Source organism: Allobosea sp. 2KB_26 (assembly GCF_052115715.1).
GTDB lineage: Bacteria > Pseudomonadota > Alphaproteobacteria > Rhizobiales > Beijerinckiaceae > Allobosea.
In genome coordinates this window covers 77,006-91,211 of the sequence record NZ_JBFRHE010000003.1, presented here as the reverse complement: position 1 = coordinate 91,211, position 14,206 = coordinate 77,006, and the positions used below count along the sequence as shown (strand labels likewise).

The 14,206-nt window shown below is 63.5% G+C and carries 9 protein-coding genes; 7 read left to right on the top strand and 2 right to left on the bottom strand.

The annotated features are described in order from the left end of the window. The first annotated feature begins 320 nt into the window (after window positions 1–320). The 7 genes from AB4099_RS11225 to AB4099_RS11195 all read left to right on the top strand — a co-directional run bounded on the left by AB4099_RS11225 (window position 321) and on the right by AB4099_RS11195 (window position 9,085). Window positions 321–1,940, top strand: coding sequence for a cation:proton antiporter (locus AB4099_RS11225; RefSeq protein WP_441478129.1), 1,620 nt, complete (start codon window positions 321–323; stop codon window positions 1,938–1,940). After that, window positions 1,937–3,196 (top strand): flavin monoamine oxidase family protein, encoded by a 1,260-nt coding sequence (locus tag AB4099_RS11220; RefSeq protein WP_441478128.1) that lies wholly within the window; start codon window positions 1,937–1,939, stop codon window positions 3,194–3,196. Before AB4099_RS11225 ends, AB4099_RS11220 begins: the two co-directional genes overlap by 4 nt. Before the next feature lie 343 nt (window positions 3,197–3,539). After that, the gene (locus tag AB4099_RS11215; protein WP_441478127.1) at window positions 3,540–5,063 is read left to right on the top strand and encodes an ABC transporter substrate-binding protein; all 1,524 of its coding nucleotides are present in this window, start codon (window positions 3,540–3,542) and stop codon (window positions 5,061–5,063) included. 62 nt (window positions 5,064–5,125) lie between these two features. Beyond that, window positions 5,126–6,067, top strand: a complete 942-nt coding sequence (locus AB4099_RS11210) for an ABC transporter permease (protein ID WP_441478126.1) — start codon at window positions 5,126–5,128, stop codon at window positions 6,065–6,067. Beyond that, the gene (locus tag AB4099_RS11205; RefSeq protein WP_441478125.1) at window positions 6,067–6,939 is read left to right on the top strand and encodes an ABC transporter permease; all 873 of its coding nucleotides are present in this window, start codon (window positions 6,067–6,069) and stop codon (window positions 6,937–6,939) included. The genes AB4099_RS11210 and AB4099_RS11205 overlap by 1 nt, the downstream gene beginning before the upstream one ends. Window position 6,940: 1 nt before the next feature. Continuing rightward, entirely contained in the window at window positions 6,941–8,146 is a 1,206-nt protein-coding gene (locus AB4099_RS11200; protein WP_441478124.1) for an amidohydrolase/deacetylase family metallohydrolase, read from the top strand. A gap of 99 nt (window positions 8,147–8,245) precedes the next feature. Further along, window positions 8,246–9,085, top strand: coding sequence for an IclR family transcriptional regulator (locus AB4099_RS11195; protein WP_441478123.1), 840 nt, complete (start codon window positions 8,246–8,248; stop codon window positions 9,083–9,085). Window positions 9,086–9,285: 200 nt separating this feature from the next. Here AB4099_RS11195 and AB4099_RS11190 read toward each other — a convergent pair whose 3' ends face one another. Beyond that, on the bottom strand, window positions 9,286–12,318 hold the full coding sequence (locus tag AB4099_RS11190) for a type III restriction-modification system endonuclease (protein WP_441478122.1): 3,033 nt from the start codon (window positions 12,316–12,318) through the stop codon (window positions 9,286–9,288). Window positions 12,319–12,328: 10 nt separating this feature from the next. Continuing rightward, window positions 12,329–14,206, bottom strand: coding sequence for a site-specific DNA-methyltransferase (locus tag AB4099_RS11185; RefSeq protein WP_441478121.1), 1,878 nt, complete (start codon window positions 14,204–14,206; stop codon window positions 12,329–12,331).

Genomic DNA, 14,206 nt, shown 5'->3' with positions numbered 1-14,206 from the left:
AGCCCGGATGCATACTGCCAGCCTAGATCGCCGTGCGTCCGTTCGGACGCACGGCGATCTAGCTCTTTGTTCGAGCATCGGATTCTTCCGAAAACCGGATTCCACTTTTCTGTCCGATGCTCCAGCGCGCGACCCGTCATGACGCTCCGGTCATCCGCCAGGGCGCAGGCTGTACGCACCGACAGGGCAGGGGTGCGAGGATATGCGCGTGACGGCCACAGCCGCGCTCATCCTGCGGGCCGCCTCCTACGATCGGTCTTGCCTCCAATCTGATCTGCCCGCCAATCGACAATGCCGGCGGCCCCGCGCAAAATCCGGCGATGATCTTCTTCGAGTCGATCCTGGCCATCATGCTGGGGGCGGTCATGCTCTCGGCGGGCGCGCGGCGTATCGGCGTGCCTTATCCGGTCGTGCTCGCGGTCGCCGGGACGGCGCTGGCGCTGGTTCCGAACGCGCCGGAATTCGCGCTCGATCCCGAACTGGTGCTCGCCCTGTTCGTCGCGCCGATCCTGCTCGACGCCGCCTTCGATACCTCGCCGCGCGATCTGCGTCGGAACTGGCTCTCCGTCGGCAGCCTCGTCGTCGTCGCGGTCGGGGTGACGACGGTCGCGGTCGCCGCGGTCGCCCGGTGGCTGGTGCCGGACCTGCCCTGGGCGGCGGCCGTCGCGCTCGGCGCGATCGTCGCGCCGCCAGATGCTGTCGCGGCGACTGCCGTTCTGCGCCGCCTGCGCCCGCCGCACCGGCTCCTCGTCATCCTGGAAGGCGAGAGCCTGCTGAACGACGCGACCGCGCTGCTGATCTATCGCGTGGCCGTCGGCGCGGTCGTCGCCGGCGGCTTCTCGCCGGCATCGGCGCTGCCGACCTTCGGCCTCGTCGTCATCGGCAGCATCGGGCTCGGCGCAATCCTCGGCTGGACCCTGGTCCGGTTCCTCAGCGTGTTCAAGGATCCGTCAAGCTCCATCATCCTGCAGTTCATCACGACATTCGGGGTCTGGATCCTGGCGGAGAGGCTGCATCTGTCGGGCATCATCACCATCGTCGTCTATGCCATGGTGATTGCACGCACCGCACCCGCCCGCACCAGCGCGCGCCTTCGCATCCCGTCCTATGCGGTCTGGGAGACGACCGTCTTCGTTCTGCAGACCCTGGCTTTCGTGCTGATCGGCCTGCAATTGCGGCCGATCCTCGCCAATCTCAGCTCTCACGAGATCGGCGCATTTCCCGTCATTGCGCTGGCCATCCTGGCAACCGTCATCATCGTGCGGCTGAGCTGGGTCATGACCTATCAGGCGATCGCGAAAGTGACGCGCTGGGCCACGGCGGGCGCCAAGACTGAAAGCGCCAAGACCCAAGGCGCCAAGACCCAAGGCGCCAAGACCCAAAGCGTGAAGACCGACGGCGCGAAGGACGGGACGCGCCCGGCGTCAACGGCCGGCTCCGACGGCCTGATCATCGCCTGGTGCGGCATGCGCGGCATCGTCACGCTCGCAGCCGCCTATGCCCTGCCGGCCGGTTTTCCGCACCGCGACCTGATCCTGCTCTGCGCCTTCACGGTCGTGGTCGGGACCTTGCTGATCCAGGGACTGACGCTGCCGCTGCTGCTGCGCCGGCTGTCTCCGCGGGACGACCGCCCGGTCGAGCGCGAGTTCCGCATGGCGCGCAAGCTCGCCCTCAAGGCGGCCATTGCAACGATCGGCGATGCGCCGTCCGAGGCCGCTCTGGCGGTGCGCCGCGAATATGACGACATGCTCGCGCAGACGCGCGACAGCGACGAGTTCGATACGACGCAGAACCAGCTCCGGCGCGATGCGCTCGCCGCGGCGCGCGACAAGGCGCTCGCGCTGCGGCGCGACGGGACGATTGGCGACGATGCCTTCCATCGGCTCGAGGAAGAGCTCGACTGGCTGGAACTGGGCGCAGCAGCAAGGACGGTCGAATGAGCGCAGATGTCGATGTCGTTGTGGTCGGCGCCGGCGCGGCCGGCATCGCGGCAGCGCGGCGTCTTACGGAAGTCGGCCTGTCGCTCGCCGTCATCGAGGCCGGCGACAGGGTCGGTGGCCGCGCCTGGACCATCCGTCACCAGGGTTTGCCGATCGATCTCGGCTGCGGCTGGCTGCACTCCGCCGAGCGCAATCCCTGGACCGCGCTGGCGCCGGATCTCGGCTTCACCATCGACAGGACGCTGCCGCCCTGGGGGCGCCAGTTCAGGAACCTGGGCTTCCCCGCCTCCGATCAGATGGCCGCCCGCGCCGCCTTCGCCAGCTTCGAGCAGCGCCTGCGCCAGGCCCCGGCTGGCACGGACCGGGCCGCCGACCTGTTGGAGCAGGGTGGCACCTGGAATCCCTATCTCGAGGCGGTCAGCAGCTATATCAACGGAACGGACCTCAAGAGCCTCTCGATCCGCGACTATCTCGCCTTCGCCGATGCGGATACGGGCGTGAACTGGCGCCTGATCGAGGGCTATGGCGCGCTCATCGCCAGGGCGGCATCCGGGCTCCCGATCTCGCTCGGCATGCCCGTCTCGGCAATCGAGGCTGACCAATCCCGACTCGCCATCGTCACGGGCTCGGGCACGATCAGGGCAGGGGCTGCGATCATCACGGTCTCGACCGATGTCCTGGCTTCCGGAGCGATCCGCCTGCCGGCTGCGCTCGTTGACCGGCTGGAGGCTGCGTCCCGCCTGCCGCTCGGCCTTGCCGACAAGGTCGTCTTTGCGATCGACCGTCCCGACGAGCTTGAACCGGACACGCAGGTGCTGGGCAACCCGCATTCGGCGAAGACCGGAAGCTACCATTTGCGGCCGTTCGGCCGGCCCTTGATCGAGGGCTTTATCTGCGGCGCCGCGGCGCGCGAGCTCGAATCCGGCGAGGACATGGTCGCCTTCGCCCAAGACGAACTCGCCGGCCTGTTCGGCGCCGGCATCCGCCGCCGGCTGAGGCCCGTCGCCCAGACGCGCTGGGCGAAATCAGAGTTCATCAGGGGCTCCTACAGCCACGCGCTTCCAGGATGCGCCGCGGCGCGCGCCACCCTGGCAAGGCCATGGGACGAGCGCATCTTTTTCGCGGGCGAGGCCTGCTCGACGCAGGATTTCTCGACTGCGCACGGGGCCTATCAGGCGGGGCTCGATGCGGCGGATGCCGTTCTGAGCAGCCATCATTCCACACGCCTCGGGGGCCCTGCGCGGCGCGATGGCTGATCCTGCCAAACCTAGGAAGACGCTGACCGTTGGTCGTTCCAGGATGGGCGGCGATCAACCACAGCATCCGCCCGTTCGGCTTGAGACAATCTCCCGACATTTGTCCCTGACCGAACCGCGATTGATGCAGCGCATGGGCGAGGTCTGCAAGCCACCCAGCCGTGACGGTGCTAACACCTGCGAACGGGGCAGGGCTTGCGACATAGCCCGCACAGGTCTCGCCCCTGAAGCGTTAGCCGTGACCGTGCGGCGGTCGGCGACGCGCGGCGTGCGTTGACATTCATCGCAGGTCGATATTCTCTTATAAGGCATAGCATTCCATAATAAAAGAATGTGAGGGACCATGAAACGCCTGCTCGGATGCCTCCTCGCCTGCAGCCTGCTCACCGGACCGTCGCTCGCCCTCGCACAAGAGACGGGGGGCATCGCCACGGTGGCGACCGTCGGCGAGCCGCCGACCATGGACCCGATGGTCTCGACCGCCGATCTGGTCGGCACGATCACCCAGCATGTCTTCGAGACCCTCTACACATTCGACAAGAGCTGGAAGGTGACGCCGCTGCTCGCGGATGGGCTGCCCGCGATCAGCGACGACGGCAAACGCTACACCATCGCGTTGCGGCCGGGCGTCACATTCCATGACGGCTCCGAGCTGACCGCCGAGGATGCCGTCGCCTCCCTGCAGCGCTGGATGAAGCTCGCCTCGCGCGGAAAGCAGGCGGCGGGCTTCGTCGAGAGCGTCGAGGCCGCAGGCCCGGCCTCGCTCGTGATCACGCTGAAGCAGCCTTATGCACCGCTGACCTCGCTGCTCGCCTTCAACAACTCAGCCGCGATCATCATCCCGGCGAATAAGCAGACCGACCCGATGAAGGAATTCATCGGAACGGGCCCCTACATGCTGAAGGAGCGCAAGGCCGATCAGTACATCCAGCTCGTCCGCTTCGCCGGCTACAAGCCGCGCGACGGCCAGGGCGACGGCTATGGCGGCGCGCGGCGCGCCCTGCTGGACGAGGTCCGCTTCGTGCCGGTCCCGGATCCGAACACCCGCGTCGAGTCGGCCGTTTCCGGCCAATACTCCTATGTCGATTCAATTCCCGTGGAATCCATCGACCGGTTGAAGGGGGCGGCCTCGCAGCCCGTCCTGCTGAAGCCCTTCGGCTATCCCGTCTTCATCTTCAACACCGCCGAGGGTGCGGCGAAGAACCTGGCGGTCCGCAAGGCGATCCGCACGGCGCTGAACATGGAGGACATGCTGGCTGCAGCGTTCGGCAGCAAGGAGTTCTACGCGCTCGACGGCAACATCTATCCGCCGGGCTATGTCTGGCACACCGATGCCGGCGTCGCCGGAAACTACAATATCGGCGATGCCGAGAAGGCGAAGGCCGCCGCCAAGGCGGCCGGGTACAAGGGCGAGCCGATCCGCATCCTGACCAGCCGCCAGTACGAGTTCCACTACAAGATGGCGCAGGTCGCGGCCGAGTATCTGAAGCTCGCCGGCTTCACCATCGACCTGCAGGTCGTCGACTGGGCGACCCTGACCCAGCGGCGGACCGACAAGGCCGTGTGGGAGATCTACATCACCCACAGCCCCTTCCTGCCGGAGCCGGCGCTGATCGGCTCGCTGTCGACCAGCTCGCCCGGCTGGTGGGACACGCCTGCCCGCACGGCCGCCGTCGACGCCTTCACCTCCGAAGCCGACCCCGCCAAGCGGGCCGTGCTGTGGGCGAATGTGCAGAAGGCGATCTACGACGAGGTGCCCTTCATCAAGATCGGTGACTTCAACGCGCTGTCCGCGAAATCCGCGAAGCTCGACGGCGTCGTGCCGGCGCCCTGGCCCTATTTCTGGAATGTCACCCGGAAGAAGTGATCCCCCTTCGCCGACCGGCCGTGTGATCACGGCCGGTCGGCGAGCAACGAGGCGGTCGGGCCATGGTCGGCTACATCCTTCAACGCATCTCCGGCATGGTCGCGGTCATGCTGCTCGTGGTCACGATCGTCTTCGTGATCGTGCGCGTCACACCAGGCGATCCCGCCGCGGTGATGCTCGGCCCCGACGCGACGGCGCAGGACGTCGCGGATCTGCGCAGCAGGCTCGGGCTCGATCGCTCGATCCTCTCGCAATACGTGCTCTATGTCGGGCAGCTGCTGCGCGGCGATCTCGGCCAGTCGATCTTCCTGAACATGCCGGTGACCTCCGCGCTGCTGGAGCGGGCCGAGCCGACTTTCTTCCTGACATTGCTGTCGCTGGCCATCGCGAGCGTCATCGCGCTGCCCGTCGGCATCTACGCCGCCTATCGGCGCGGCTCCTTCATCGACCAGGCGGCGACGACGCTCGCCATGCTCGGCGCGAGCATTCCCGGCTTCTGGCTCGGGCTGATCCTGATGCAGATCTTCGCCGTGCGCCTGCAGATCCTGCCGGTGTCCGGCTATGGCGGGCCCGATACGAGCCTGATCGAACGGATCCGGCACCTGATCCTGCCGGCGGTCGCGCTCGGGCTCGTCTCCTCGGCGCTGATCATGCGCTTCACCCGCGCCTCGATGCTCGACGTGCTCGGCGACGACTATATCCGTACGGCGCGGGCCAAGGGGCTCGGCGAACAGGCCGTCATCCTCACCCATGCGCTCAAGAACGCGCTGATCCCGATCCTCACCGTGCTCGGGCTGACCGCCGCCGTGCTGATCTCGGGCGCGGTCGTGACCGAAACGGTGTTCGGCCTGCCTGGCGTCGGCAACCTCGTGGTCTCGGCCGTGCTGCGGCGCGACTATCCGGTGATTCAGGGCGCGTTGCTCGTGATCGCCGGCCTGTACGTCCTGATCAATTTCGCGATCGACATGCTCTATCTGCTGGTCGATCCAAGGGTGCGCTACTGATGGTCGACCTCACACCCGATGCGCCCGCGCAGCGTCGCGGCTCGACCTTCCTGCAACACCTGATGAGACGCCGCACAGTGGCGATCGGCCTCGCGATCCTCCTCGTCTTCGTGCTGCTCGCGGCGCTGGCGCCGCTGATCGCGCCCTATGCGCCCGGCCGGATCTCGATCGTCAACCGTCTGAAGCCACCGTCCGCGACCTACTGGTTCGGGACCGACGAATTCGGCCGGGATCTCTTCTCGAGGATGCTCTATGCGGGCCGCCTGTCGCTCTCGGTCGGCGCCGCCGTCGTCGTTCTGTCGTCCCTGATCGGCGTGACGCTCGGGCTGTTGGCCGGGTTTTTCAGGCGGTTGGACACGCCGATCGCCCGCTTGATCGACGCGATGATGGCGTTCCCCGACATCCTCCTGGCGATCGCGCTGGTTGCGGCGCTCGGTCCTTCGCTCCTGACGGTGATCGTGGCGCTCGCGATCGTCTATGCGCCGCGACTGGCGCGCATCGTCCGCGCTGCGACCCTCGTGATCCGCGAGCTGCCCTATGTCGAGGCAGCCCGTGCCTGCGGCAAGACGACCTTCCGGATCATGACGCGGCATGTCCTGCCGAACATCGTCTCGCCGATCACGGTGCAGGCCACCTTCATCTTCGCCAGCGCCATGCTGGCCGAGGCTGGGCTTTCATTCCTCGGACTCGGTGTCAGCCCCGATGTCCCGACCTGGGGCACGATGATCGCGTCCGGCCGACAATATATCGGTCAGGCGGATTGGATGACCTATTTCCCCGGCCTCGCCATCGTGCTCGCCGTGCTCTCCCTGCAGATGGTCGGCGACGGCCTGCGCGACCTCCTCGATCCGCGGCTGCGGAAGGATCTCTGAGATGACGTCTGTGACCCGCCAACCTCTCCTCATCGCGAATGTGAGGCCGGTCGCCTTCGGACCGGCGATTCCCGCCGCGGCGACCGACATCCTCGTCGGCGGCGATGGCACCATCACCGCGATCGGCCCGGCGTTGTCAGCACCGGCCGACGCGCTGCGCGTCGACGGCAAGGGCGCCTTCGTCTCGCCCGGCTGGGTCGACCTGCACGTCCATGTCTGGCACGGCGGCACCGACATCTCGCTCAGGCCGAGCGATTGCGGGGCCGCGCGCGGCGTCACCACCATGGTCGATGCGGGCTCGGCCGGCGAGGCGAATTTCCACGGCTTCCGCGAATATGTCATCGAGCCGGCGCGCGAGCGGATCAAGGCCTTCCTCAATCTCGGCTCGATCGGGCTCGTCGCCTGTAACCGCGTGCCGGAACTACGCGACATCAAGGACATCGACCTCGACCGCATCCTCGAATGCTATGCGGAGAACAGCGAGCATATCGTCGGCATCAAGGTCCGGGCGAGCCATGTCATCACCGGCTCCTGGGGCGTGACGCCGGTCAAGCTCGGCAAGAAGATCGCCAAGATCCTGAAGCTGCCGATGATGGTCCATGTCGGCGAGCCGCCGGCCCTCTACGAGGAGGTGCTGGAGGCGCTGGGGGCGGGCGACGTCGTCACGCACTGCTTCAACGGCAAGGCGGGATCGAGCCTGATGGAGGACGAAGACCTCTTCACCCTCGCCGAGCGCTGCGCCGCGCGGGGCGTCCGCCTCGACATCGGTCATGGCGGCGCCTCCTTCTCCTTCAAGGTGGCCGAGGCCGCGATCAAGCGCGGGCTGATGCCGTTCTCGATCTCGACGGACCTGCACAACCGCTGCATGAACTTCCCGGTCTGGGACCTCGCGACGACGATGTCGAAGCTGCTCTCGGTCGGCATGCCCTTCGACGCCGTCATCGAGGCGGTGACCCACGCCCCGGCCTCGGTGATCAAGCTCGCGATGACGGACCGATTGACGATCGGCGAGAGGGCCGATTTCACGATCTTCGATCTGGTCGACGGCGATCTCGAGGCGACCGATTCGAACGGCGACGTCTCGCAGCTGACGCGGCTGTTCGAGCCGCGCTACGCGGTGATCGGCGCGGAAGCGATCACGGCCAGCCGCTACGTGCCGCGCCCGCGCCGGCTGGTCCGGCACAGCCACGGGCTGTCCTGGCGTTGACGAAGGGGCCGGCAAGGCAGCGCGGTCCGCAAGGCCCCAACGGAGACCGCGGGAGGCACCGCCGTTGAGTGATCGCGCGGCAGTATCGAAAGCTCGGACATGAAAGCCACGACGACGCAGCCGCGCGAAGACGAGCCCGAGCGCGCCGGGCAGCGGCGTTCGCGCGTCAGCGGCATCGACCGCGCCGTGCAGATCCTCGACCATCTCCAGCAGGAGGGGCGAGCCCAGACCGCCTATGAGGTTGCCCGCGCGATCGGCGCGCCGCTATCGACCGTCTACGCCATCGTCGAGGACCTGCTCGACAAGAGCCTGCTGACGCGCTCCGGCGAAGGCGGCGTCTGGCTGGGTCCCCGACTCTACCATTATGGCCTCGCCTATGCGCGCGATCTCCAGGTCATCACCGTGGCGACGCACGAGATGCATGTGCTGGCGCGCGAAGTCGGCGAGACCGTCCAGATCTGCGGCCGCGACGGCGGCATGATGGTGGTCGAGGCGATGGCCGAGGGCCCGGGGCACTTCGTCATCACCTCGCGCGTCGGCACGCGCGTGCCGCTGAACTGGACCGCCTCCGGCCGCCTGCTGGTCGCCGGCCTGGACGAGGCGGAGCGGGCAGCCCTGTTCCGGAGGAGTGCCAAGGCCTCGCCGACCGGGCGCGCCGTCACCGACCCCACGATCCTGCTCGCTCAATCCAGCGAGGCGCTCGCCGCAGGCCTGTCGATCCAGGCGGGCGAGTCCGACTATGCGGTCGCCTGCATCGCCGCGCCTGTACTGGACGAGGCCGGCGCCTGCCCGATCACCGTCTCGGTCGTCCTGCCCGAGTTCCGCGTCAACGAGGAGCATTCGAATGTCGTCGCGGCGGTGAAGACGGCAGCGCACCGCATCGAGGACAAGCTCGGCTGGCGCGTCGGACCATTCGCCGCTGTCCGGAAGAGCGATTGAAGGCCACTCGCGCCGCGGTTACCCCAGGCAGATGCGCCCCGAGGCGCGGCCGGTCTTTGGCCCATTCCGATGGATCAACCGAGGTCCCGGCGCTGGCGCCTATTCGGCTTAGGAACCGAATTAATTTGTGTGTTCGAGACAAGAAGATCTCCGGGTGTAGCGCCATCGATGGCATTAATGCTTGTTATAGAATTCAAATTCTACCTCATCACCACAATATCCAATAGCCTCTTGTAGTTAGTAACAATATCATACTTGATATGATTTGGTTTAATTTGCCTCTCAATCTCCGCAAAAAACTTCCGAGCGCACGCAATTTTGGTGTTTTCGATATTACGGAGCTTCATCGAGGACATGGTGCCCTTGGTTTCGGCGACAAAATAGATGTGTTTGACGCTGCCTTCCTTAAAGGAAATCGCCCAGTCTGGATTGTAGTCGCCTACCGGCGTTGGAATCAGGAAGCCGCGAGGAAGCTTCGCATAGACCACCACCTCGCTACTGGCATCGAGCTCACTGACGAATTTGCGCTCGACTTCGGAGTCCGTGACGACGTAGTCGTAGACGTGACGATTGAGTTTCGGGCTGGCCTTGGAGAAGTCCTGCCCGGTCTGGCTGGCCGTGAAGATGTCCACGTCGTACCGCTCTGACAGACCGTCGTAGGCGAGCAATTCGATAACCATCGTGGCCTTCTGTTCGGCGATGATCCGGGAAGCCTCGGAGATGAAATGCTCCGGGTTCTCCCTGAACTGGCCGAACACGCTGGCCTGGATTCCAGTCAGGATGTCGGCCGCCGTCTTTCGCGTTAGTTCGGTGCTTTCCGCGACTTTGCCGAGAAGGTCGTACTTCACGAGCGAATGGATCGAACCGCCGCGCTCGGTTGTTGATCCAGTCAAAGCAAAGCCGTCGCCGGCCTTCAGCAGCTCATCGGTCAGCCCATCGCCCTGGATCCCTGTCTGCACCGTGTACTGGAGCGGCGTCACGCGAAGCTGGCTATCGAGGGCGCTCACGCATTTGCGGACCAACTCTTCGGAATCGAACTCGACGCGATAGACGGCCTTCTGGTTGATGCGCCGCCAAAGCTCCTGGAACTCCTTCTTCTCGAAATTCTCGTTCAGCGGATTGGTCTTCGGCTTCCGGCCGTCCTCGACCTTCGGCAGTTGCGCATCGCTGAACACGCTGTCGATGATCTGGAAAATCTGATCGGTATGGGCCTTCAGCTCGTCAGGCAAAGCCGCCAGCGCTCCGGCTTCCTTCGCCTGATGGTAGGCAGTTGTGATCTGATCCGCATCGTCGGAATAATCGTTCTTCACGAGATAGCGGTAGATCTGCTTCGCCATTGCTGACGTGATCTCGATCGAGCCGGTCTCGGTCGCGATGGTCTTGCCGGTGAAGTAGAGCTCGGTCGCTTTGCGCGGTCGGGATGTCAGCGTGTCGGCGATCTCCTTCTGGAGGCCAGCCACGAAGTTCTTGTAGCTCTCGCTGGCCACGACGGTGAGGACGTTGATGTCGTGGACGACCGCGGGATTATCCATCCGGTCGCCGTGTTGATCGACCGACAGCCGAAGCCCGCGGCCAACCTCCTGGCGCCGCGAAACGGTGTTGTCGCTGTGCTTGAGCATGCACATCACGAACACGTTGGGATTGTCCCACCCTTCGCGCAGCGCCGAGTGCGAGAAGATGAAGCGTGTGGGCTCAGCGAAGGACAGCAGCCGCTCCTTGTCCTTCAGGATCAGGTCATAGGCGTCGACGTCGTCTGAATCGACCGACCGCGCCCCGACTGCGGGGTCTTTCAGCCGATTGGTCTTCTTGTCGATCGAGAAATAGCCGTTGTGCGTCTTGGCCGCATCGATGCCCGACAAGTGCTTCCGGTAGACGTCGTTGTCGATCGCCAGCTCAGACAGATACTCCGCCTTGAGAAGCTCGTACTCCTCCTCGAACACGCGGGCATACTCGCCCTTCTCATCGGGCTGCGCGTAATCGCGGTACTTCACCACCTCGTCGATGAAGAACAGCGACAGCACCTTGATGCCCTGGGCGAAGAGCTGCTTCTCCTTGTCGAGATGCGCCTTGACCGTCTCGCGGATCTGGATACGCCGGATATCGCTTCCAGACACATCGCCGGTCGCTTCACCGGCCCGAAGCGCAAGGCCGTTGGTGAACTCCACCGTGTCGTTGCGAGCGTCGATCTGGGAGATCGTGAAGCCGTCACGGTATTGGTCCAGCTCGCCGGACTCCACGAACAGGTCGTCGCGGAACTCCAATCGCTTGAGCTGGCGCTTGATCTCGCCGCTCGCGAGCTTGACTTCGATCTCGAGCCTCGCTACCGGCGCCTTCTTCGAGATTTCGATCCCCTCAAGGTACAGATAGGCGTTCGTGCCGGCGAGCCCGCGCGTCTGGATGCCCCGCACGGCGATCTTCTTCACCAGCTTCTGGTTATAGGCGTCGAGCGCATCGAGCCGGTGAACCCGGTTGTGCTGCGTCTTGTGGGTTGCCGAGTAGCGCAGGATCATGAGCGGCTTGAACTTCGGCAGCGCCTCCGTCGTCGCCGTGCCTTCCATCTTCTGCGGCTCGTCGAGGATCAGGATCGGCCGGTTGCTGGCGATGACGTCGATAGGCTTGCGCGACTGGAAGTCGTCCAGCTCCTCATAGATGCGGCGGTTGTCGGCGCCGCGCGCCGCGAACGCTTGGATGTTGATGACCATCACGTTGATGCCGGCGTCCGACGAGAAGCTCTCGAGCTCGTGCAGGCGCTTGGAATTGTAGATGAAGAAGCGCGCCTTTTTACCGTAGCTTTCGGTGAAATGGTCGGCGGTGATCTGCAGCGACTTGTGTACGCCCTCCCGGATGGCGATCGAAGGGACCATGATGATGAACTTCGACCAGCCGTAGCGCTTGTTCATCTCGAAGATCGTCTTGATGTAGCAATAGGTCTTGCCGGTGCCCGTCTCCATCTCGATGTCGAGGTTGATCCTGCACCCGGCGCTGGCGACCAGCTTGTCCGAGACCGGCAGGTTCTGGCGGCGCTGGACATCCTTGATGTTGGCCAGCACCTGAAGCTCGGTGAGCGCCAGGTCTGCGTTCTTGAAGCCCTCATCGAAGGCGCCCATTTGCGCCTTCCGGCCCGGGTCGATCCGGTAGGTGATGCCGCTGGACATCGGTTGCCCGGCGAAGCAGTCGACGACCGCGTTCACAGCCTGGGTCTGATAGGGCTGGACCTTGAACTTCAGCTTCATGCCCGCCCCCTCAGAGCGACTTGACGTCGGTGCCAGGGGACAACTGGCGGAAGACCTGCTCGACGTTGATCTTCACTGCATCAGAGACGAAGCCGTTGTCGCGGAACACGACACGCAGCGGCTCACGGCCCGCAAGCTCCTTCACCAGCTCCTCTGTCACGCCCGTCTCGAAGCATGCGACCAGCGCGTTTCCGTCAACGAAGAACACGGTCTTGTCCTGCACTGTCTCGCGTCGGATCGACAGCGTCAGATCCACGCCCCAGTCGACGAGCACCTGGAACAGCAGGTCCTCGGCGCTACGGTCAGGTTTGATGTTGTCGACCGCAGCCAGCAGGTCGTTTTGGTCGATCTGGTCCGGACGGTAAAATACGTCCTTCATGTTCGACGAGTCGATCTTCAGCACCCTGAAGCCAACGTCGCGATTCCAGTCGGGGTTGCACTCGCCCTGCAGGACTTTCTTTCCAGCACGACGAACGCGTTCCTTCGTGATTTCGGCGATAGAGTGATAACCTTTTCGTTGAGCTTCACTTCGAGCATCAACTTGCTCAGGAATTTGAACGAGAATGAAGCGTCGATTGCCGCCGTCCTCGGCGTTCTTCTTCATTACAGCATGGGCAGTAGTGCCGGAGCCTGCAAAGAAATCCAACACGATATCGTTGGGGCCACACCCGTGTTCAATCACACGCTCAATTAACTGAACGGGCTTCGGATTCTCAAATACTCGTTCTGGAATGAGATCGTGGAAATCTCGACTGCCGTCATCAGTATTTCCTGCAAATTTGTGATCCCAGAAATTCATAGGGGTCAATCCGCGAGCGCCGGAAAGAAACATCTTAATTGACGGAATATTCGACCTTCCGTCGGCTCCCCAGTATAGTAAATTTTCCGCTTGGAGCTTTTGGAATTCGGCTTTTGATCTGCGCCAAGCATTCCTAGACGGGAGAGTAACAGCGCCGGTGTTTGGATTCGTGATGGGATAGCAGAGATTCGGACGCTCCTCGGGTCTAGCTGGATTTAAGAAGGAAGCTCCTTTCCAAGGCCCTCTAGCGTCGTTGTCGGGATTAGTATATCGCGCATCGGCTTCGTCCGATCGTTCCAGAAGGTTCACCACAAAATCTTCCGAGCGTGCGTACACAAGTATATTCTCTGCGACCGTAGTGAAGTCGACAGTATTATTGCTTCTAGTGTATCTTTTTTGCCAAACTACCTTTGATTTGAAGTTTTCGCCTCCGAAAATCTCGTCGCATATTTTTTTCAGGTTATCCAGCTCACCATCATCTATGCTGATAAAAATCACGCCCGATTCACAAAGAAGGTCTCGCGCCCTTTTCAGGCGTGGGTAAATGAAGCTCAGCCAGTCAGAGTGGAAGCGCCCATTTGTCGTGGGGTTCGAAACTAAACGTTGACCGGAATCGTCAGACTGTGCGGATCTAATTAAATATTCATGAGAATGTTCTGCAAAATCGTCCTCATAAACATAATCATTTCCTGTATTATATGGGGGGTCTATGTATATAATTTTTACCTTACCCAAATAGGCCTCTTGAATTAGTTTTAGAGCGTCAAGATTGTCGCCTTCGATAAGCAGATTATTGGTGGTATCAAAATCGCTGCTCTCGTTCTGTGCTGGGCGGAGAGTTCTTGCAATCGGCGCATTCGCCAGCGCCAACGCCTCTCGCTTCCCTGGCCAGTCCAGCCGATAGCGCTCCTGGGGCCCTTCAACGATGTGACCGCTCAACTCCTGACGCAGTTGGTCGAAGTCGACCGCCAGACGCAGCTGCCCCGTCGCCTCATCGCGCGCCTCGGTCACGCAGCCGGGGAACAGGTCGCGGATCTTCGCGGTGTTCTCTTGGCTCAGGTCAGGGCTGTGCATCTTCAGCTTGTCCAT